The sequence below is a fragment of the Streptomyces sp. NPDC056480 genome, from assembly GCF_042795405.1.
Classification (GTDB): Bacteria; Actinomycetota; Actinomycetes; order Streptomycetales; family Streptomycetaceae; genus Streptomyces.
The window spans coordinates 1-19,981 of record NZ_JBHTSA010000142.1 but is presented as its reverse complement, the minus strand read 5'-3'; the positions used below and the strand labels follow the sequence as shown (position 1 = coordinate 19,981).

15 protein-coding genes are annotated in these 19,981 nt (G+C 73.8%); 5 read left to right on the top strand and 10 right to left on the bottom strand.

The features are described 5' to 3' along the window. The 3 genes from ACFQ79_RS35825 to ACFQ79_RS35815 form a co-directional block, all read right to left on the bottom strand. Nucleotides 1-1,956 (bottom strand): tetratricopeptide repeat protein (locus ACFQ79_RS35825; RefSeq protein WP_383591263.1); only part of this gene is annotated, 1,956 nt, incomplete at its 3' end. A 606-nt stretch (nt 1,957-2,562) separates the two neighbouring features. Further along, nucleotides 2,563-3,189, bottom strand: a complete 627-nt coding sequence (locus ACFQ79_RS35820; protein WP_383591260.1) for an NUDIX domain-containing protein — start codon at nt 3,187-3,189, stop codon at nt 2,563-2,565. Nucleotides 3,190-3,265: 76 nt separating this feature from the next. Beyond that, a complete protein-coding gene (locus tag ACFQ79_RS35815; RefSeq protein WP_383591258.1) occupies nt 3,266-4,924 on the bottom strand; it encodes a CTP synthase in 1,659 nt (552 codons plus the stop codon). A 722-nt stretch (nt 4,925-5,646) separates the two neighbouring features. Between ACFQ79_RS35815 and ACFQ79_RS35810 the strand changes: the two genes are divergently transcribed. The 3 genes from ACFQ79_RS35810 to ACFQ79_RS35800 all read left to right on the top strand — a co-directional run bounded on the left by ACFQ79_RS35810 (nt 5,647) and on the right by ACFQ79_RS35800 (nt 10,696). Further along, on the top strand, nt 5,647-7,449 hold the full coding sequence (locus ACFQ79_RS35810) for a glycoside hydrolase family 15 protein (RefSeq protein WP_383591255.1): 1,803 nt from the start codon (nt 5,647-5,649) through the stop codon (nt 7,447-7,449). Nucleotides 7,450-7,524: 75 nt separating this feature from the next. Beyond that, on the top strand, nt 7,525-8,907 hold the full coding sequence (locus tag ACFQ79_RS35805) for an FAD-binding oxidoreductase (RefSeq protein WP_383591252.1): 1,383 nt from the start codon (nt 7,525-7,527) through the stop codon (nt 8,905-8,907). A gap of 160 nt (nt 8,908-9,067) precedes the next feature. Then, nucleotides 9,068-10,696, top strand: coding sequence for a PucR family transcriptional regulator (locus ACFQ79_RS35800; RefSeq protein WP_383591249.1), 1,629 nt, complete (start codon nt 9,068-9,070; stop codon nt 10,694-10,696). Nucleotides 10,697-10,840: 144 nt separating this feature from the next. On the opposite strand, the gene ACFQ79_RS35795 is transcribed toward ACFQ79_RS35800, so the two are convergent. The 5 genes from ACFQ79_RS35795 to ACFQ79_RS35775 all read right to left on the bottom strand — a co-directional run bounded on the left by ACFQ79_RS35795 (nt 10,841) and on the right by ACFQ79_RS35775 (nt 16,115). Further along, nucleotides 10,841-11,932 (bottom strand): glycosyltransferase family 4 protein, encoded by a 1,092-nt coding sequence (locus ACFQ79_RS35795; protein ID WP_383591246.1) that lies wholly within the window; start codon nt 11,930-11,932, stop codon nt 10,841-10,843. Nucleotides 11,933-12,186: 254 nt separating this feature from the next. After that, complete coding sequence (gene recN / locus ACFQ79_RS35790; RefSeq protein WP_383591243.1) at nt 12,187-13,929, bottom strand: DNA repair protein RecN; 1,743 nt, start codon at nt 13,927-13,929, stop codon at nt 12,187-12,189. A gap of 143 nt (nt 13,930-14,072) precedes the next feature. Then, complete coding sequence (locus ACFQ79_RS35785) at nt 14,073-14,996, bottom strand: NAD kinase (RefSeq protein ID WP_266964535.1); 924 nt, start codon at nt 14,994-14,996, stop codon at nt 14,073-14,075. Continuing rightward, entirely contained in the window at nt 14,993-15,808 is an 816-nt protein-coding gene (locus ACFQ79_RS35780) for a TlyA family RNA methyltransferase (protein WP_030315644.1), read from the bottom strand. Before ACFQ79_RS35780 ends, ACFQ79_RS35785 begins: the two co-directional genes overlap by 4 nt. A gap of 7 nt (nt 15,809-15,815) precedes the next feature. Beyond that, nucleotides 15,816-16,115: a hypothetical protein gene (locus ACFQ79_RS35775; RefSeq protein WP_383591239.1), complete on the bottom strand. Its 300-nt coding sequence runs from the start codon at nt 16,113-16,115 to the stop codon at nt 15,816-15,818. Nucleotides 16,116-16,158: 43 nt separating this feature from the next. On the opposite strand from ACFQ79_RS35775, the gene ACFQ79_RS35770 reads away from it, so the two are divergent. Beyond that, complete coding sequence (locus tag ACFQ79_RS35770; protein ID WP_266964537.1) at nt 16,159-16,506, top strand: SCP2 sterol-binding domain-containing protein; 348 nt, start codon at nt 16,159-16,161, stop codon at nt 16,504-16,506. 43 nt (nt 16,507-16,549) lie between these two features. On the opposite strand, the gene ACFQ79_RS35765 is transcribed toward ACFQ79_RS35770, so the two are convergent. Together ACFQ79_RS35765 and ACFQ79_RS35760 are read right to left on the bottom strand one after the other, a co-directional pair. Then, on the bottom strand, nt 16,550-17,401 hold the full coding sequence (locus ACFQ79_RS35765; protein ID WP_383591235.1) for an ABC transporter ATP-binding protein: 852 nt from the start codon (nt 17,399-17,401) through the stop codon (nt 16,550-16,552). A 72-nt stretch (nt 17,402-17,473) separates the two neighbouring features. After that, nucleotides 17,474-18,568, bottom strand: coding sequence for an HAD hydrolase-like protein (locus ACFQ79_RS35760; protein WP_383591232.1), 1,095 nt, complete (start codon nt 18,566-18,568; stop codon nt 17,474-17,476). A 79-nt stretch (nt 18,569-18,647) separates the two neighbouring features. Between ACFQ79_RS35760 and ACFQ79_RS35755 the strand changes: the two genes are divergently transcribed. Next, complete coding sequence (locus ACFQ79_RS35755; protein WP_383591229.1) at nt 18,648-19,940, top strand: DUF1015 family protein; 1,293 nt, start codon at nt 18,648-18,650, stop codon at nt 19,938-19,940. Nucleotides 19,941-19,981 lie beyond the last annotated feature (41 nt).

Here is a 19,981-nt window from a genome sequence, read left to right as displayed (position 1 = left end):
CAGCCCAGCCGAATCTCGGCGCCGGGCGCGGGCGCGGGCGCGGGCCCCCCCCCCCCCCGGGGCCGGGTCGCCGAGCCGGTCGAGCGTGTCGGCGAGCCGCAGCTGGAGCGCGGCCTGGAGCCGGGTGTCCTGGGCGCGCCGGGCCCACTCGACGGCCTCCTCGCAGGTCCGGAGGGATTCCTCGGGCCGTCCCGCGTACTCCTGGACCCGGGCGGCCTCGCTCAACGCCCGTGCGTGGCCCGGGAGATCGTCGAGCCGCCGGTAGCCCGCGGCGGCCGCCCGCCAGTTCCGCAGGGCCTCGCCGTACCGCCCCGCGTATGTCTGTACGGCACCGAGGCGGGCGTACAGCCTGGCCTGATCCGCTCGCTCGTCCCGGGCGAGGCGCTGGGCGAGCGCCCGCCCGTACCAGTCGCCGGCCCGCTGCCAGTCCCCCAGCTCCTGATACGAGCCACCTACGGATTCCATTGCGCGACCGGTCGCGTACGGGTCATTTGCTGCGCGTCCGGCATCCAATGCCGACCGATATCGCAGCAGAGCGTCCTTCGTCCTGCCGGTGCGGGCGTCGAGGTCGGCCAGGTTGAGCAGGGCCGCGGCCCGCTCCCGGTGCAGCCCGCGCCGCTCGGCCACGTCCAGGACCAGCTGGTGGAGCCCGTACAGCTGGGGCGCGGCGGCTTCGGCGCCCCGGTGCGCGGCGAGCGCCCTGACCAGGGAGGCGACCAGCCGGCGGGCGAGGGTGTCGAGCTCCCCGTCGGCGACGGCGAGCCGGGCGGAGGCCAGCAGGAAGGACTGCCGGGAGCGCAGCCAGTCGGCCCCCGCGGCGGCGTGGGGGAAACGCAGGGCGCGCGGCAGACCGGCCAGTTTCCGGCGGGCCGGCGAGCCCTCGGGTTCGGTGACCGCACGGCAGGACTGGAGGAGCCGTACGGTCCGCTCCAGCATCCGGGCCCGGGCGAGCTGCACCTCGGCGGGCCGGTCGCGCTCCTCCAGCTGGGCGCGAAGGAGGGGGACGAGATGGCCGGGGACCTCGTACTGCCCGTCCTCACCGTCTTCGAGGAGCCCCAGGGCGGCGAAGTCGGCGAGGGTGGTCGCGGCCGCCGAGACCGAGCAGCCGGCCAGGGCGGAGGCCGTGTGGGCGTCGGCCCGGCCGAGGGGGGCGAGGGAGAGGTATCGCAGTATCCGGGCGGCGGTCGCGGGCAGCGCCTCGTGGGCGAGCGCGAAGGTGCGGGTCAGCGGGTCGCCGCTGAGCGCGCGCAACCGCTTCGCGAGGTCGGCGACGGAGGCCTTGGGCCGGGTGGAGAGCCAGCCGCCGGCGAGGACGACCGCGGCGGGCAGCCCGCCGCACTCCTCGACGAGCGTCTCGGCGGCCTGCGGATCGACGGTGATGCGTACGGAGCCGGTGAAGGCGGTGAGCAGCTCGATGGCCGACTTGGGGTCGAGCCCGCCGAGGGTGCAGGGCCGTACGTCGGGAATGCCGGTGAGCGGTCCGCGGGCGACGCCGATCACCAGGGAGTCGGGGTTGTCGGGGATGAGCGGATCGGCCTGCTCGGCGTCGACGGCGTCGTCCAGGACGAGGACGGCACGGCGCTCCCCGAGCGCCGTGCGGACCAGCTCGGTCAGCTCGTCCTCGGCGGCGCCGGGGGGCTCGGGGACCCCGAGCACCGCGAGGAGTTCCTGGGCGACGCGGGCGGTGGGGACGGGGTCGCCGCCGGGCTCGGTGAGCCGGGCGCGGAAGATCCCGTCGGGGTACTGGTCGGAGAGTCCTGCGGCGAGTTCCTCGGCGAGCGCGGTCCGTCCGGAGCCGGGCTTGCCGGCGACCAGGAGGACGCGGGCGCGGGGTGCCTTGCGGCCGGTCAGGGTGTCGAGGCCGGTCCGCTCGATGTCGGCGCGCAGGGCTTTCAACTCCCGCTGCCGGCCGAAGAACTGCCGGCTGCCGGCCGCCGCCACCGCCTGATCCGTCACGGGCCACGCTCCCGTCCACCTGCGCACGAGCCGATCCCGCGGGGGGCTCCGCACGGGCGATCCCGAGCGTAGTTCAGGGCACACACCGGACCTGGCGGAGCACGACGAACACGTCCCCCGATCGGATCAGCGGATCGTCACACCGCACACCCCACCCCAACGAGCCGCCACCACCCCGCGTGGACACCCCCCGCGTCACCCACCACCCCCGTGCGGGCCGCGCCCACGCCGCCTCCACCCGCCCACCCCCCGTGTGGGCAATCGTCCCTCCCCCAGACTCCGTCCGGGGGGACCCCCAGGGCGGGACGGGTGGGCACACGGGACGGCGCCCTCTGGCGGCGCCTCCGCCCCTTGTGTCCTGACCCGCACCCGACTGTGCACCGCACCTGTGGTGCGGGTTCAGGCGCGGAAGCCTGGGCCCGGCAAGGGGCGCCGTCCGTTGTGCCCACCCGTTCCGCCCCAGCGGAACAGATGCCCACAACGGGGGTGGGCGGCGGGGCAGCGGGACGCGCGAAGACAGGCGCCGCCCGCAGCGGAACGAAGACTGCAGGCCCGGCTGGCAGAGGTCGCGACAGCCGCGCCCCCCACCAACCCGACGCCGCTCCCCTACGCCTCGAACGGCCGCGCCGGCCACTCCGCATCCGCCGCCCGCAGCTCCCCCACACCCCCGCCCGCCCGCGCCGCCGCCAGCGACAGCACCCCCACCACCAGGCAGTTGTTGTGCAGCTCGCCCGCCAGGACCCCCCGCACCAGCTCCCCGAGCGGCACCCGGGCCAGCTCCATGTCCGCCTCCTCCTCGGAGACCTCGTACCGCTCCCCCTCCGCCTCGGAGAGCCCGCGCGCGAGGAAGATCCGTACGGCCTCGTCGCAGCCGCCCGGAGTCGTGTAGACGTCGGTCAGGACCCGCCAGTCCTCGGCCTTGACGTGCGCCTCCTCGTACAGCTCGCGCTGCGCGGCGTGCAGCGGGTTCTCGCCGGGCACGTCGAGGAGTCCCGCCGGGATCTCCCAGAGCTTCTGCCGCACCGGGTGCCGGTACTGCTTGAGCAGCAGGACCCGGTCCTGGTCGTCGAGGGCCAGGACGGCCACCGAGCCGGGGTGGACCTGGTAGTCCCGGCGCGCGACCGTGCCGTCCGGCATGACCACGTCGTCCGTGCGGACACTCGTCTTGTTTCCCTGGAACGGGGTCGTCGTCGCGACGACCCGCCACTCCTCCGGGGTGTCCTGCAACTCCATCTGCGTCCTCCCACACACGAAAACCGGGGTACGGATCCGTCAGGACCCGTACCCCGGCAACGTTAACGCGCGAGGACTACTTGGCAGGCTTGCCCGTCTTGCGCTCGACGGCCGCCTTCACGAGACCGGCGAAGAGCGGGTGCGGACGCGTCGGACGCGACCGCAGCTCCGGGTGCGCCTGCGTGGCGACCAGGTAGGGGTGGACCTCGCGCGGGTACTCGACGTACTCGACGAGCTTGTTGTCCGGGGAGGTGCCGGAGAAGACCAGACCGGCCTTCTTCTCCAGCTCCGCGCGGTAGGCGTTGTTGACCTCGTAGCGGTGCCGGTGGCGCTCGTCGACGTACGGCTGGTCGTCGTAGACCTCACGGACGATCGAGCCCTCGGCGAGCTTCGCCGGGTACAGGCCGAGACGCATCGTTCCGCCCAGGTCGCCGGCGCCCTCGACGTACGCGAGCTGCTCCTCCATCGTCGAGACGACGGGGTGCGCGGTCGCCGGGTCGAACTCGGTGGAGTTGGCCTCGGGGATGTCGGCCAGGTTCCGGGCCGCCTCGATGACGATGCACTGCAGACCGAGGCAGATGCCGAGCAGCGGCACCTTGTTCTCGCGGGCGTACTGGATCGCGCCGACCTTGCCGCTCACGCCGCGGTCGCCGAAGCCGCCGGGGATGAGGATCGCGTCGACGTCGCCGAGCTGCTTCTTGGCGTCGGCCGGGGTCTTGCAGTCGTCGGACGTGACCCACTTGACCTTGACGCGGGCCTTGTTCGCGAAGCCGCCGGCGCGCATGGCCTCGGTGACCGAGAGGTACGCGTCGGGCAGGTCGATGTACTTGCCGACGAGCGCGACGGTGACCTCGTGGTCGGGGTTGTGGACGCGGTCGAGCAGGTCGTCCCAGGTCGACCAGTCCACGTCGCGGAAGGGCAGGTCGAGCTTGCGGACGACATAGGCGTCCAGGCCCTCGGTGTGGAGCACCTTGGGGATGTCGTAGATCGACTTGGCGTCGATCGCGGCGACGACCGCGGCCTCGTCGACGTCGCACATCAGCGAGATCTTGCGCTTGATGGAGGTGGGGACCTCACGGTCGGCGCGCAGCACGATCGCGTCGGGCTGGATGCCGATGTTGCGGAGCGCGGCGACGGAGTGCTGGGTCGGCTTGGTCTTCAGCTCGCCGGAGGGGCCGATGTAGGGCAGCAGCGAGATGTGCACGACGAAGACGTTGTCGCGGCCGACCTCGTGGCGGACCTGGCGGACGGTCTCCAGGAACGGCAGCGACTCGATGTCGCCGACCGTGCCGCCGACCTCGGTGATGACGACGTCGACGTCGTCGGTCGCCATGCGGCGGATCCGGGACTTGATCTCGTTGGTGATGTGCGGGATGACCTGCACGGTGTCACCGAGGTACTCGCCGCGCCGCTCCTTGGCGATGACCTGCGAGTAGACCTGGCCGGTGGTGACGTTGGCCGAGCCGTCGAGGTCGACGTCGAGGAAGCGCTCGTAGTGGCCGATGTCCAGGTCGGTCTCGGCGCCGTCGTTGGTGACGAACACCTCGCCGTGCTGGAAGGGGTTCATCGTGCCCGGGTCGACGTTCAGGTACGGGTCGAGCTTCTGCATCGTGACCCGCAGGCCCCGGGCCTTGAGGAGCGCACCCAGGCTGGAGGCGGTCAGGCCCTTGCCGAGGCTGGAGGCGACACCCCCGGTGACGAAGATGTGCTTGGTCGTCGTGGTTTTGGGCGGCATCGCCAAGAGGGGGCTCCCGTGGTCGCGTTCTGGAGGTGCGTACCGGCGTCCCCTCCGGAAGAATCGGGGGGTGCCGTCGCTGCGGTTTCGGGGTCCTCGGCTGTCGCCGTTTCCCACCGGTCCACGGGGTACCAGGGTATCAGCGACATCGGGAGACCGCTTCCGGCCACACGCGGCAGTCGGGTGTTCACGGACGGCGACACCAGGACGGGCGGAGTCTCCCGGCGGATCGGGGGAAGGGTCTCCCGACGGCTCGGGGAGGCGTCTCCCGCGGACAGCGGAGGCACCCCCACCGGGCGGGCGGGGCCGGCCTCCCACTGGCCAGAAGGGAGGAGTGCGCACTGTCTCTCACCTGCGACGCACAGGACGTCCGCCGGATCTTCCGGCAGACGTTCCGATGCTTGCCGCCCGCACGACAGGCGGACCTTCCGCCGGCGAACCGGACTCGTTCACCTGAACGGAGCAACGCCGTTACCGACGTGATCACCGGGTCACCGGGGTGCGACGTATCCTGCTCGGACACTGCCCGCCGAGCCGGCCGGCCAGCGGCGTCACCCCGCCCCTCCCCCAGAGCCGAACGCCCGGGGGGATCCCCATCCGGCCCGAGAGCTCGTCGAAGATCCCTTGACCGCTGACATACGCAGAGCCGGCTGACACCCAGCCGGCGCATCTGAGCAAGCGCCCCGCGGGGCGGACGTGGCCGTTCGACTGGAGTGAAGCACGTGGCCGGGCGCATCGAGGATTACGCACTCATCGGAGACATGCAGACCGCCGCCCTGGTCTGCCGCGACGGCAGCGTCGACTGGCTGTGTCTCCCCCGATTCGACTCCCACGCGATCTTCGCCGGGCTGCTCGGCACCGAGGAACACGGATTCTGGCGGGTGGGTCCCGCCGCTCCCCACGACGCCGAGCCGGCGCCGGCCGACCGGCGCCGCTACCGCGGCGACTCGCTGATCCTGGAGTCGGAGTGGGACACGCCGCGCGGCACGGTGCGGGTGACCGACTTCATGCCGCCGCGCGACGGCGCCCCGCAGCTGATCCGGATCGTGGAGGGCGTCTCCGGCCGGGTCCGGATGCGTTCCTCGCTGCGGATGCGGTTCAGCTACGGCCGGATCGTGCCCTGGGTCCACAAGGTCGGGGACCGCACGGTCGCCGTCGCCGGGCCCGACTCGGTGTGGCTGGACACCGACGCCGAGACGCACGGCAAGGACCTCACGACGTACTCCGACTTCACCGTGAACCCCGGTGACCGGATCACCTTCACGCTCTCCTGGCAGCCCTCCCACAAGGAACCGCCCGCGCTTCCGGACCCCGAGGGCTCCCTGGAGGCGACCGCCGACTTCTGGCGCGAGTGGGTCGAGCACTGCACCTACCACGGCCCCTACCGGGAGGCCGTGATCCGCTCCCTGATCACCCTGAAGGCGCTGACGTACGCGCCCACCGGCGGCATCGTGGCCGCGCCGACCACCTCGCTGCCCGAGGAGATCGGCGGCGTCCGCAACTGGGACTACCGCTACACCTGGCTGCGCGACGCGGCGATCACCCTCTCCTCCATGCTGCGCACCGGCTACCGCGAGGAGGCCCGCGCCTGGCGGGACTGGCTGCTCCGCGCCGTCGCGGGCGACCCGGAGAACCTGCAGATCATGTACGGCATCGCCGGCGAGCGGGAGCTCGGCGAGGCGGAGCTCGACTGGCTCCCGGGGTACGAGAACTCCGGCCCCGTCCGGGTCGGCAACGGTGCCGCCAACCAGCTCCAGCTGGACGTCTACGGCGAGGTCACCGAGGCCCTCCACCTCGCGCACATGACGGGCCTGTCCCGCAACGACTACGCCTCGCTCCTCCAGATCAAGCTGATCAACTACCTGGAGAAGCACTGGGACCAGCCCGACGAGGGCATCTGGGAGGTCCGCGGCCCGCGCCGGCACTTCGTCCACTCCAAGGTGATGGCCTGGGTGGCCGTCGACCGCACGATCAAGCTCATCGAGTCCGGGGACGCGGACGGCCCGTTGGAGCGCTGGCACGAGCTGCGCGACGAGATCCACCGGGACGTCTGCGAGAAGGGCTACGACCCCGAGCGGAACACCTTCACGCAGTCGTACGGCTCCAAGGAGCTGGACGCCTCGCTGCTGCTGATCCCGCAGATGGGCTTCCTGCCGCCGGACGACAAGCGGGTCATCGGCACGATCGAGGCGATCCAGCGCGAGCTGTCCACGGAGGACGGTTTCGTGCTCCGCTACCCGACCTCCGGCGACGAGGCAGGCGTCGACGGCCTGGAGGGCGACGAGGGCGCGTTCCTCGCCTGCTCGTTCTGGCTGGCCGACGACCTGGCGATGATCGGCCGGGTGGACGAGGCACGCTCGCTCTTCGAGCGGCTGCTCGCGCTCCGCAACGACCTGGGGCTGCTCGCCGAGGAGTGGGACCCGCGGCTCCAGCGGCAGGTCGGCAACTTCCCGCAGGCCTTCAGTCACGTGCCGCTGATCGACACGGCCCTGCGCCTGACGGCGAGCGGGGCGTACGGGGGCTGAGACGGTCCCGCGCGGGGGACGGTGCCGGGACCTACGATGAGAAGGTCCCGTCCCCCGTACGAAAGGGGGGCTCCCATGGGTCCCCACGTCTCCGAAAGCGCCCTCGCCGGACTGGTCGAGGACCTCGCCGGTGAGGTGATCACCCCCGGCGGGCCGGGCTACGACGAGGCGCGCGCCCTGCACAACGGCATGATCGACCGGCGCCCGTCGGTGATCGCCCAGTGCGCCACCGCGGCCGACGTGTCCAACGCGATCCTGTTCGGCCGCGAGACCCGGCTGCCGATCGCGGTACGCGGCGGCGGGCACAGCGTCGCCGGGACCTCCATGATCGACGGCGCGCTCGTCGTCGACCTCCGCCGGATGCACGCCGTCGTCGTGGATCCGGAGGACATGACGGTACGGGTCGAGGGCGGGGCGACCATGGCCCACCTGGACCACGCGTGCCAGCCGTTCCACGTCGCGACCACCGGCGGACGGGTGTCCACCACCGGCGTCGGCGGCTTCACACTGGGCGGCGGATCGGGCTGGCTGGAGCGGAAGTTCGGTCTCGCCAGCGACAACCTGCTGGCCGCCGACCTGATCACGGCCGAGGGCAGGCACGTCCACACGGACGCGGAGGAGAACCCCGAGCTGTTCTGGGCGCTGCACGGCGGCGGCGGCAACTTCGGGGTGGCGACCTCGCTGACGCTGCGGCTGCACCCGCTGCCCCGGATGAGCGTCGCGCTGCTGTTCTTCCTGCCGGACGCCGCGCCCGAGGTGGTGCGCACCTTCCGGGACATCGCCGACGCCGCCCCGGACGAGGTGGGCGGAGGGGCGATCTACCTGCCCGCGCCGCCCGAGCCGTTCGTCCCGGAGGAGCTGGTCGGCAGACTCGTGTGCGGGACGCTGCTCACGTACGCGGGGCCGGTCGAGGAGGTACGGGAGCTCGCGGCGCCGCTGTTCGCCCTGAAGCCCGTGATCGAGATCGTCATGGACATCCCGTACGCGGAGCTGCAGTCCATGCTCGACGACCCGCCGGGGCTGCGGAACTACTGGTCGGCCGAGTACCTGACCGCCCTCCCGGACGAGGCCGTGGACCTGTTCTGCGCACGCGGCGCGGGCATCCCGCTGCCCGCGGCCACCCAGCACGTGCTGTTCATGCAGGGCGGCGCGGTGACGGCCGGGGCCGGGCCCTACCCGCAGCCGTGGCGCGCCGCGCCCTGGGCCGTGCACCCGTTCGCGACCTGGGAGGACCCGGCGATGGACGAGGCCGAGATCCAGTGGGTGCGGGACGTGCGGGCCGACGTGCGGCCGTGGGCGCTCGACGCGACGTACCTGAACTTCGTCGGCGCCGAGGGCGAGCAGCGGATCGTCTCCTCCTTCGGCGAGGAGAACCACCGCCGACTCGCCGCCGTGAAGGCCGAGTACGACCCCGAGAACGTGTTCCGCTTCAACCAGAACATCGTCCCGGCCGGCTGAGCCGGCGCGCCACCCGGCAGTGACGCAGACCACAATCGACATCGGGTCGCGCAATTCCCGTCAGGGGGCGACACGTTGTCGCCCCCGTGTACGAACTGTCCGGTGCCGTGACCGTGGGGTGATGTCCCATGGGGCCGGACGCGGGGTAGCGTCCGGCCCCATGGACAATCAGGGCGGGATCACCGTGCAGCGGGCGCTCGAACTCCCGGGCCTGCGCAGCGGGCTCCCGGAGGTCGTCGCCGGCGCGGACCGGCTGCACCGCACGGTGCGCTGGGTGCACGCGGGCGAGGTGCCGAACATCGCGTCGCTGCTCAAGGGCGGCGAGCTGCTGCTGACCACGGGGCTCGGGCTCGGCACCCGGCCGGCCGAGCAGCGTGCCTTCGTCCGGCGGCTCGCCGACCGGGGCATCGCGGCACTCGTGGTGGAGCTGGGGCCGCGCTTCGCCCGCCTCCCGTCGACGATAGTGGAGGCCGCTCGGGCCGCCGGCCTGCCCCTGGTGCAGCTGCACCGCGAGGTCCCCTTCGTGGCGGTGACGGAGGAGATCCACACCGAGATCGTCAACGGCCACTACGCGCTCCTGCGGCAGGCCGAGGAGGTCCACCGGCAGTGCACGGAGGCGCTGCTCGGCGGCGGCGGGGTCCCCCAGGTCCTGCGCATCCTCTCGGACTTCGCGGCCAACCCCGTCTTCCTGGAGACCGCCGACGGACAGCTCCTCTACGCGGCGGGCACCGAGTCCGCGCCCGCCGACCCGCTGCAGGTCTGGGACGGGCTGCGCGGCGGCCGGGCGGCCCGCGAATCGGGCCCGCCCACCGGCACCGTCCTGGTCGACGTGCCCGGCGGCGGTCCCGGTACGGCCTCGGTACGGGCCCGTCTCGTCCTGCTCTCGGTCTCCGGCGCGCTCTCCCCCGTCCACCGGATGGCGGCCGAGCGCGCGGCAGGTCTCCTCGCGGTCGTCCTCATGCAGGCGCGTCAGGAGGAGGAGCTGGCGGCACGCGGCCGCGGCGACTTCCTGACGGACCTGGCGGAGGGCAGGATCACCGCAGAGGACGCACCGGCGCAGGCGCGGGTCCTCGGCTTCAAGCCGGGCGACGGCCCGCTCCTGCCGGTGGTGATGCGCCTGGCGTCGGAGCTCTCCCCCTCGGGCAACTGGGCCCTGCTGGCCCGCGCGGTCCTGGAGGAGCTGGCCTCCGTCGGAGTCCCGGTCCTCCTGGGCGTCCGCCCGGTCGAGGGCCGGGTGCCGCTGCTGCTCGGCCTGCGCTCGGAATCGGAGCGTACGGCCGTCGCGGACCGCGTGGCGGCGGCCCTGCGCGCGGGCGTGGAGCGCGCCGGCCTCGAACGCGCCGGGGTGCATCCGCCGGTCGTCGTGGTGGGCGTCGCCGGCAGCTGGGCGGCGGCCTCGGCGGGGCTGCGGCACGCGGCGGAGACGGCGACGGCCGCGCAGGGCCTCTCGGACCTCCCCTGGTACGACGCCCGGCGCCTCGACATCGACCTGCTGCTGTGGCGGCTGCACTTCCACGGGGACACGGTCCTCGCGGCGTTCGTGGACCGTGCGATCGGCCCTCTGCGGGACCACGACCGCACGTCCCGCCCGCCGCTCCTGCCGACCCTGGAGACGTACCTGGCGCACGCGGGCCGCAAGGCGGAGACGGCCCGGGAGCTCCACCTCAACCGCCAGACGCTCTACAACCGCCTGGCCCGGATCTCCGAACTCCTGGGCACGGACCTGGACGACCCCCAGACCGTCCTGGCCCTCTCCCTGGCCCTGAGGGCCCGCCGCCACACGCCGTAGCGGCCCGCGGGGCGCGGTGTGACGCCTAGCCCCTGCGGGGGTCCCTGCCGGGGGCTCCGGGTGGGTTCCTGCGGGCCCCGGCAGGGGCTCCGGGGGGCTCTGCGAGCGGGGTACCTTGCGGGGGCTTGTCTCGGCGCCTACCGCCTACCGCCCCACCAGCTCGTCGTAGACGCTCAGCACGTGCGCCACCGTCTCGTCCTCCGTGGGCCAGGTCCGCGCCTGCACCCGCCCGGCCGCCGCGAGGTCCATCCGCCGCTCGACATCGTCGAGCAGCCCGCGCACCGCGCCGGCGAGCGCCTCGGCGTCCCCGTACGGCACCAGCTCCGCCGCGTCGCCGACGAGTTCCGGTACGCCGCCCACCGCCGTGGCGACCAGCGGCACACCGAGCCGCAGCGCCTCCTGCGCGAGCAGGGACCGCGCCTCCCAGCGCGAGGGCAGCACCGCCACGTCGGCCGCCGCGAGCAGCTCGGCGACGTCCTCCCGCCGCCCGATCAGCCGCACGGGCAGCTCCTCGGCCGCGATCCGCCGCTGGAGGGCGGCCCGTTCGCGCCCCTCCCCCGCGATGACCAGCAGCGGCTGCGGATCGAGCTCCCGCCAGGTCCGGGCCGCGTCGAGCAGCGTCCGGTAGCCACGGCCCCGCTCCAGCGCTCCGACCGCCATCAGCAACGGCCGGTCGACCGCGCCCAGTTCGGCCCTGGCCTTGCCGTCGTGGAGGCAGACGGGACCCCGCGCGGGCGGCACGGTGACGGGCGCGAGCCGGGCGTCCCTGGCCCCGCGGCGGCGGGCCCGGTCGACGAGCTCGGAGGAGGTGGCGAGGACGACGGTCGCGGCCCGCACGGTCCTTCGCTCCAGGAGCCGCAGCACCCCGCCCCGCGCTGCCCCGTGGGCCTGGTTCCGGGTGTCCCAGGTCGTCACGAGCGGAGCGCGATCGCCTCCCCCGCCCGCGGCGAGGGCGAGCGCGGCCCGCACGGACGCCTCCAGGCCGTGCGCGTGGACCACGTCGGCGCCGATGCAGGCGTTACGGAGCGCGGCGACCGTCGCGGGGTCGCCGAGGCGCGGCAGCGGCACGAAGTGCGCGCCGGCGCCCAGATAGTCGTAGACGCGGTCGAGTTCGGCCGGGGCGCACACGGTCACCCGCACGCCCCTCGCCACCAGCCCCGAGGCGAGTGATCGGACGTGAGCGCTGCTGCCCGCGCTGCCGCCGCCCAGCACTTGGACCGTACGGAGCTGTGTCACGCGCCCAAGGATGCCAGCCCGTACCGCCGACCGTACGCACGTTCCGGCACCGAAACGGCGTCGTTCCCCTGTACGGAAGGAGTACGGCTCCGGGACCCGCACCACGGGTTCACCCACTCGAGTGAGCGCACGGGACGCACTCGCACGCCCCCTGGGCCCGTCGACCGGTCAGGAGGCGGCGGCACGCCCGCCCCCACCCGACCGGTCACCAGCCCGACGCGACGGCGTCAGCCGTCCGCCCGACCCGACCGGCGTCAGCCGTCCGCCCGGGCCGTCGCCAGCAGCTCCTCCGCGTGGGCCCTGGCCGTCTCCGAGTCCTCCTGGCCCGCGAGCATCCGGGACAGCTCCCGTACGCGCTCCTCGCCCTCCAGGACCGTCACGCCGGACCGGGTCACCGATCCGTCGTTGGTCTTCTCGACGAGCAGCTGCCGGTCGGCGAAGGCCGCGACCTGCGGCAGATGGGTGACGACCACGACCTGCGCGGTCCTGGCGAGCTTGGCCAGCCGGCGGCCGATCTCGACCGCGGCCTTGCCGCCGACACCCGCGTCGACCTCGTCGAACAGGTACGTCGGCACCGGGTCGACCCCGGCGAACACGACCTCCACCGCGAGCATCACCCGGGACAGCTCACCGCCGGACGCGCCCTTGGCGATCGGCCGCGGCGGGGCCCCGGGGTGCGGGGCGAGCAGCAGCTCGACCTCGTCGGCACCGGACGGGCCGTAGGCGACCCGGCGGCCGCCGACCTCGGCGCCGTCGGGGTCCTCGGTCTGCCGGATGTCGAAGGACACGCGCGCGTGGGGCATGGCGAGCGAGGCGAGTTCGGCGGTGACCGCGCCGGCGAACCGGTCGGCCGCCTCCGTGCGGGCGTCGGTGAGCCGCTGGGCGAGCACCGACAGATCGTCGCGCAACCGGTCGCGCTCGGCGGTGAGTTCCTCGATGCGGTCGTCGTCGCCGTCCAGCTCACCGAGCCGGCCGGCGCTCTCCTCCGCCCAGGCGAGAACGGCGGCGATGTCCTCCCCGTACTTCCGGGTCAGCTGCGTGAGCACCGCCCGCCGCTCCTCCACGGCCGCGAGCCGCAGCGGGTCGGCGTCCAGGTTGTCGGCGTATCCGGCGAGCTCGGTGGCCACGTCGCCGAGGAGGATGGAGATCTCCCCCATCCGGTCGGCGAGGGCGGCGAGCGCCGGGTCGTGCGAACGTACGGCCTCCAGGGCCCTGCCCGCGCCCGCGACCAGGGTCGTGGCATCGACGGACTCGGGATCCTCGGGTACGCCCGCGAGCGCGGCGTGCGCGAGCGCGGCGGCGGAGGCGAGTGCCTCGGCGTGCCCGAGCCGCTCCGCCTCGGCGGCGAGTTCGGCGTCCTCCCCCGCACGCGGGGCGACGGCCTCGATCTCACCGAGCCCGAACCGCAGCAGATCGGCCTCCTGGGCCCGCTCACGCGCCCGCGTGGTGATCTCGTCCAGTTCGCCGGTGACGGCTCGCAGCCGCCGGTAAGCCTCCGCGTAGGCGGCGAGCGGCACGGAGACGGCCTCGCCCGCGTACCGGTCGAGCGCGCCCCGCTGCCGGGCCGGCTTGAGCAGGCCCTGCTGGTCGGTCTGACCGTGGACGGCGACGAGTTCGTCGGCGAGCTCGGCGAGCAGCCCGACGGGCACCGAGCGCCCGCCGAGGTGGGCCCGCGAGCGTCCCTCTGCCGAGACGGTACGGCTGACGAGCAGCACCCCGTCCTCCAGCTCCGCCCCGGCTTCCTCGGCGCGTACGGCGGCGGGCGCGCCCGCGGGCACGCTGATCCGCCCCTCGACGACGGCCGAGGCCGCGCCGATCCGCACCAGGGCCGGGTCCGCCCTGCCGCCGAGCAGCAGGCCAAGGCTGGTCACCACCATGGTCTTGCCCGCACCGGTCTCACCGGTCACCGCGGTGAAGCCGGGCGACAGCTCGACCACCGCGTCGTCGATGACCCCGAGCGACCGTATCCGCATCTCCTCCAGCACGCCCCAGACCATACGAGGTTTCCCTGCTGCGATGCGACATCACCCCCGGGCGTAACTCTCCGGCGCGCCGATCGTTCGCCCCCGCCGGATCCGCCCGAGCGGAGACGACGATGAGCGAACACCCTCCCGCCGGAGCCGCCGGGAGGGCGGGTACGTCAGCGGGCCCCGCCCCGCCAGCCGGACACGGGCAGGGCGAACTTCGCGACGAGCCGGTCCGTGAAGGAGGCGTGGTGGAGCCGGGCGAGCCGGACCGGCACGGCACCCCGCCGCACCTCGACCCGCGCCCCGGCCGGGAGTTCCACCGTCCGCCGCCCGTCGCACCACAGCACCCCGTGCGGGGTGTGCGGCTCGACCTCGACGGCGAGCACCGACTCGGGGGTGGTGACGAGCGGCTTGGCGAACAGGGCATGGGCCCCGATCGGGACCATGAGCAGCGCCTCGACCTCGGGCCAGACGACCGGGCCGCCCGCCGAGAAGGCGTACGCGGTGGATCCGGTCGGTGTCGCGCAGATCACCCCGTCGCAGCCGAAGCCGGTCACCGGGCGCCCGTCGATCGCGAGGACGACCTCCAGCATCCGTTCCGGGGACACCTTCTGCACGGCCGCCTCGTTGAGCGCCCAGTCGCGGTGCAGGACGTCGCCGTTCTCGTAGACGACGACGTCGAGGGTCATCCGCTCCTCGACCTCGTACGCCTTCGTCACGACCCGGTCGACGACCTTGTCGAGGTCGTCCCGCTCGGCCTCCGCGAGGAAGCCGACGCGGCCGAGGTTGACGCCGAGCATCGGGACGCCGGAGGCGCGGGAGAACTCGGCGCCGCGCAGCAGGGTGCCGTCGCCGCCGAGGACGACGAGGAGTTCACAGCCGTCGAGGGCGTCGGAGCAGGCCTCCTTCACCCTCTCGACGGACGGCGGCAGCGGCAGGTCCTCCGCCTCCGCCTCCAGGACGCGGACGCCGATGCCGCAGCGCAGCAGTCCGAGGACGACCAGTTCGGCGCTGCGCACGGCGGCGGGCCTGCCGGTGTGCGCGAGCAGGAAGACGGTACGTGGTGCGGTCTCTGATGCTGCTGCCGTTGAGCTCAACGAGGTCCTTCCGCCACGGCGCGGTCGACATCCGCCGGATCCAGCGCGGGCGCGCCTGCCCGCAGCCACAGAAAGTACTCGACGTTGCCGGACGGGCCGGGCAGCGGGCTCGCGGTGACGCCCAGGACGCCGAGGCCGAGCTCGGCGGCGCGCCGGGCGACGTTCTTCACGGCGTCGGCGCGGAGTTCGGTGCTCCGGACGACTCCGCCCGTGCCGAGCCGCTCCTTGCCCACCTCGAACTGCGGCTTCACCATCAGGACGAGGTCGGCGTCGGGCGCCGTACAGGCCGCGAGGGCCGGCAGGACGAGGCCGAGCGGGATGAACGAGAGGTCGCCGACGACCAGGTCGACGGGCACGCCGTCAATCGCGTCGAGCGTCAACTCCCGTACGTTCGTGCGGTCCTTCACGGTGACCCGCTCGTCGCTCTGCAGCGACCAGGCGAGCTGCCCGTAGCCGACGTCGACGGCGACGACATGGGCGGCACCGGCCCGCAGCAGCACGTCGGTGAAGCCGCCGGTGGAGGCCCCGGCGTCCAGGGCGCGCCTGCCCTCGACCTTCAGTCCGAGCGGGACGAAGGCCTCGAAGGCCCCGGCGAGCTTGTGACCGCCGCGCGAGACGTAGTCGGGGTCGGAGTCGTCCTGCACGACGACGATGGCCGCGGCGGTCTCGACCTGGGTGGCGGGCTTGGTGGCGACGGTCTTGCCGACGGTCACCCGGCCCGCGGCGATCAGCTGGCTGGCGTGCTCGCGCGAGCGCGCGAGCTTGCGCCGGACCAGCTCGGCGTCGAGACGGCGGCGTGCCACTCCTGCCACGTTCGGTTCAGCTCCTGTTTTCGTACGGACGAGGGGCGGGGTGCGCGTCGAGCGAGGTCAGCTCGGCACGCAGTCCACGGTGTACATCCTCGTACACCTCCAGGTGTCCGTCCGCCGGGAGGGCGTCCACCTCGGCGAGACGCGCCAGGTGGGCGTCGACCCCGGGGTGCCCGGTGAGCTCCCGTACGACCTCCAGCGGCGCGGCCGCCGCGGGCTCGTGGGCGCCGCCGCCGGGGGCCGCCGCGTCCGACACCTCGGGTTCGGACGTCTCGTCCACGGGCTCGGGGTCGGCCATCGCGTCGTTCATGCTCCCGACGCTACCGCGAACCCCTGGGGTACGGTCGACGGCGATGGCGACGATCACGGAGTGCCGCGACGCACTCGACACACTCTCGGACAACCTCGCGCGGGCGGACGGCGACGTACGCGGCGCGGCCGCGCTCGACCGCACCCTGAGCTGCCACATCACCGACCTGGACACCACGTTCACGGGCCGCCTCACGGACGGCCGGATCAAGGTCGAGTCCACGGTGACGGGCCCGCCCCCGGCCAAGGCTCAGATCCGGCTCGCGATGACCGGCGACGACCTGGTGGCGATGGTGGGCGGAGACCTGAACTTCGCGAAGGCCTGGGCCTCGGGCCGGGTCAGGCTGGAAGCGGGCTTCCGCGACCTGCTCCGTCTCCGCTCCCTGCTCTAGCCCACATGGCGGGGCGGGACCGCCCGCGAGGGTCGGGCCGGGCTCACGCGCCGAGGGCGGGCTCCGGCGACGCGGACGCCGCGGCGGGCCGCGGGACGCGGGCCTTCCGCCCGGCCGGAACGACCAGCGGCGTCCCCGTCTCGGGGTCCTCGATGACCTGGCAGCGCAGCCCGAAGACCCGCTCGACGAGCTCCGCCGTCACCACCTCGGCCGGCGGCCCCTCGGCGACCACCTCGCCGTCGCGGACGGCGATGAGGTGGGTCGCGTACCGGGCCGCGTGGTTGAGGTCGTGCAGCACGGCGACGAGCGTCCGTCCCTGGGTCTCGTGCAGTTCGGCGCACAGGTCGAGGACGTCGATCTGGTGCTGGATGTCGAGATACGTCGTCGGCTCGTCGAGCAGCAGCAGCGGGGTCTGCTGGGCGAGCGCCATGGCGATCCAGACGCGCTGCCGCTGGCCGCCGGAGAGCTCGTCGACGTACCGCTCGGCCAGCTCGGCGACGCCGGTCGCCTCCATCGACTCCCGGGTGATCCGCTCGTCCTCCGGCGACCACTGCCGCAGCAGCCCCTGGTGCGGGTAGCGGCCACGGGCGACGAGGTCGGCGACGGTGATGCCGTCGGGCGCCACGGAGGTCTGGGGCAGCAGCCCGAGGGTCTTGGCGACCTTCTTGGCCGGCATGGTCTGGATCGACTGCCCGTCGAGCAGGACGCGCCCCTGGCTGGGCTTCAGCATCCGGGAGAGGGCGCGGAGCAGGGTGGACTTGCCGCAGGCGTTCGGCCCGACGATGACGGTGAACGAGTTGTCGGGGATCTCGACGGACAGATCGCGGGCGATGACCCGCTGCTCGTACGCCAGGGTGACCGATTCCGCGCTCAGCCGCTGCTGCCGACCATCCATTGCCCGTACTCCCGTGCCCGCTACCCAGATGAAGTTAGGTTAGCCTACCCAATTTCTTCGGCCTCTCCGCTGTCACAGCCCGAGCCGCGCGAGCACCTTCCCCGCGTCCGGCACCCCGCCGCCCAAGGCGTCCGCCGCCGACCAGGCGGCCCCGCACAGCGCCCGCACCGCGTCCATGGCATCCCCCGCACCGGCCGCCGCGTCCGCCGGCCCCTCGAGGATCAGCTCGCCCCCGCCCGGCGCGCTCACCGCAGCCCGCCAGCCCCCGCACACGAAACTCCCGTCCTCCTCCGCGACGACCTCCGGCTGCCCCACGAGCAGCCCCCGCAGATCGGCCGCGACATAGGTCGGCCGGTGCTCCGGCACGGCCCGCAACAACTGCGCCGCGTCCGTCACCCCGGTGAAGACGAGCAGCGAGTCCACCCCGCCGTTGAACGCGCCCTCGATGTCGGTGTCCAGCCGGTCCCCGACCACCAGCGGCCGCCGCGCACCCGTCCGCAGCACCGTCTCCCGGTGCATCGGCGGCAGCGGCTTCCCCGCGACCTTCGGCTCGACCCGGCCGCCCGTGGCGATCCGCACGACCTCCACCGCCGCACCGTTCCCGGGCCCGATCCCCCGCGCACCGGGAATCGTCAGGTCCGTGTTCGACGCGTACCAGGGCAGGCCCCGCGCCACCGCGTAGCTCGCCTCCGCGAACCGCCCCCACGGCATCTCGGGCCCCCCGTACCCCTGCACGACGGCCACCGGCCCGTCCTCCGCCGACTCCACCGGCACCAGACCCCGCTCGCGCAGCGCCACCCTCAGCCCCTCGCCACCGATGACGAGCACCCGGGAGCCGGGCGGCACGTCGTCGGCGATCAGCCGGGCCACGGCCTGCGCCGAGGTGATCACGTCCCCGGCCTCGGCGGGCACCCCGAGCTCGGTAAGGTGCTCGGCCACCGCGTCGGGCGTCCGCAGCGCGTTGTTGGTGACGTACGCGAGGTGCATCCCGCCCGCCCGGGCCACCCCGAGGGCCTCCACGGCGTGCGGAACGGCCTCCCCGCCCGCGTACACGACCCCGTCCAGGTCCAGGAGCGCCGTGTCGTACGCCTCGCTCAACGGCACCGCGCTGCCGCCCGGCAGCCGCCTGCCCACGCCCTGCCGCCCCTGGCCGTTCCGCACCGTCACCGCACACTCCTCGCCTCACCGGGTGGGTTCCCCGCTCCCCCGATCATCGCTCATCCCACCGGCCACATACGATGACGAGATGAACACCTCAGGTCACGCGGCCGACGACGTCCGCGACGACGCAGCCGGACTGCGCCTGGCGCCGTTCCGCGGGCTCCGATACGTCCCCGAGCGGGTCGGCAGCCTGGCAGCCGTCACGTCCCCGCCCTACGACGTGGTCGTACGACCTGACGGACTTCTCCATCTCGAGTCCGCGGATCCCCACAACATCGTCCGGCTGATCCTGCCGCAGGCGATCACCGCCGGCACCCGCCACCGCAAGGCCGCCGTCACCCTCGACCGCTGGCTCGCGGACGGCGTCCTCGCCCCGGATCCGGAGCCCGCGCTCTACGTGTACGAGCAGCACGGCGACGGCATCCTCCAGCGCGGCATCATCGGCGCCCTGGAACTCTCCACCCCTGCCGAGGGAGTCGTCCTCCCGCACGAGGACGTCATGCCGCACGTCGTCGAGGACCGCGCCGCCCTGATGCGGACCACCGCGGCCAATCTGGAGCCGCTGCTCCTCACGTACGTCGGCGAGGGCGACGGTGCGGGCCAGGTCGTCGAACGCACCGTCCAGGGCCCCCCGCTGCTCGCCACCACGACGGAGGACGGCTTCCACCACCGCCTCTGGGCGGTGACCGACCCGGCCGAGCAGGCCGCCGTCTCCGCCGAGCTCGCCCGCCACCAGGCCCTCATCGCCGACGGCCACCACCGCTGGGCGACCTATCTGCGCCTCCGCGAGGAGCACCCGTCGCCCGGCCCCTGGAACTACGGCCTGGTCCTCCTCATCGACACCGCCCGCTACCCGCTCCGGGTGCGCGCGATCCACCGGCTCCTCAACCGCCTGCCGGTCGCCGACGCCCTCGCGGCCCTCGACGGCGCCTTCCGGGTCCGCCGCGTCGAGCGGCCCCTGCCGGAGGCCATGGAGGCCCTCGCCGAGGCCACGACCGAGGGCAACGCCTTCCTCCTGGCCGGGGACGGCGGCTTCCACCTCGTCGACCGCCCGGACCCGGCCCTCCTCGACCGCACGATCCGCACCGACCGCCCGGACGCCTGGCGGACCCTGGACGCCACGGTCCTGCACTCCACCCTCCTGGAGCACGTCTGGCACATCCCGGACGCCCCGGAGGACATCGCCTACATCCACGACACGAAGGCCGCGGTCGAGCAGGCGGAACGCCGCGGCGGTACGGCGGTCCTGATGCACCCGGTACGCGAGGAGGTCGTCCGGGACCTGGCCCGCCAGGGCGTCACGATGCCCCGCAAGTCCACCTCCTTCGGCCCGAAGCCGGCGACGGGCCTGGTCCTGAGAAGCCTGGCGCTGGACTGAGGGACCCCGGAGAACGAAGAAGGGCGGCACCCTCACGGGTG

Coding starts and splice junctions, on each gene's coding strand:
- ACFQ79_RS35820 (WP_383591260.1), bottom strand. CDS start 3,189: ATGGAGTTGCAGGACACCCCGGAGGAGTGGCGGGTCGTCGCGACGACG.
- ACFQ79_RS35815 (WP_383591258.1), bottom strand. CDS start 4,924: ATGCCGCCCAAAACCACGACGACCAAGCACATCTTCGTCACCGGGGGT.
- ACFQ79_RS35805 (WP_383591252.1), top strand. CDS start 7,525: ATGGGTCCCCACGTCTCCGAAAGCGCCCTCGCCGGACTGGTCGAGGAC.
- ACFQ79_RS35800 (WP_383591249.1), top strand. CDS start 9,068: ATGGACAATCAGGGCGGGATCACCGTGCAGCGGGCGCTCGAACTCCCG.
- recN (WP_383591243.1), bottom strand. CDS start 13,929: ATGGTCTGGGGCGTGCTGGAGGAGATGCGGATACGGTCGCTCGGGGTC.
- ACFQ79_RS35775 (WP_383591239.1), bottom strand. CDS start 16,115: ATGAACGACGCGATGGCCGACCCCGAGCCCGTGGACGAGACGTCCGAA.
- ACFQ79_RS35770 (WP_266964537.1), top strand. CDS start 16,159: ATGGCGACGATCACGGAGTGCCGCGACGCACTCGACACACTCTCGGAC.
- ACFQ79_RS35765 (WP_383591235.1), bottom strand. CDS start 17,401: ATGGATGGTCGGCAGCAGCGGCTGAGCGCGGAATCGGTCACCCTGGCG.
- ACFQ79_RS35755 (WP_383591229.1), top strand. CDS start 18,648: ATGAACACCTCAGGTCACGCGGCCGACGACGTCCGCGACGACGCAGCC.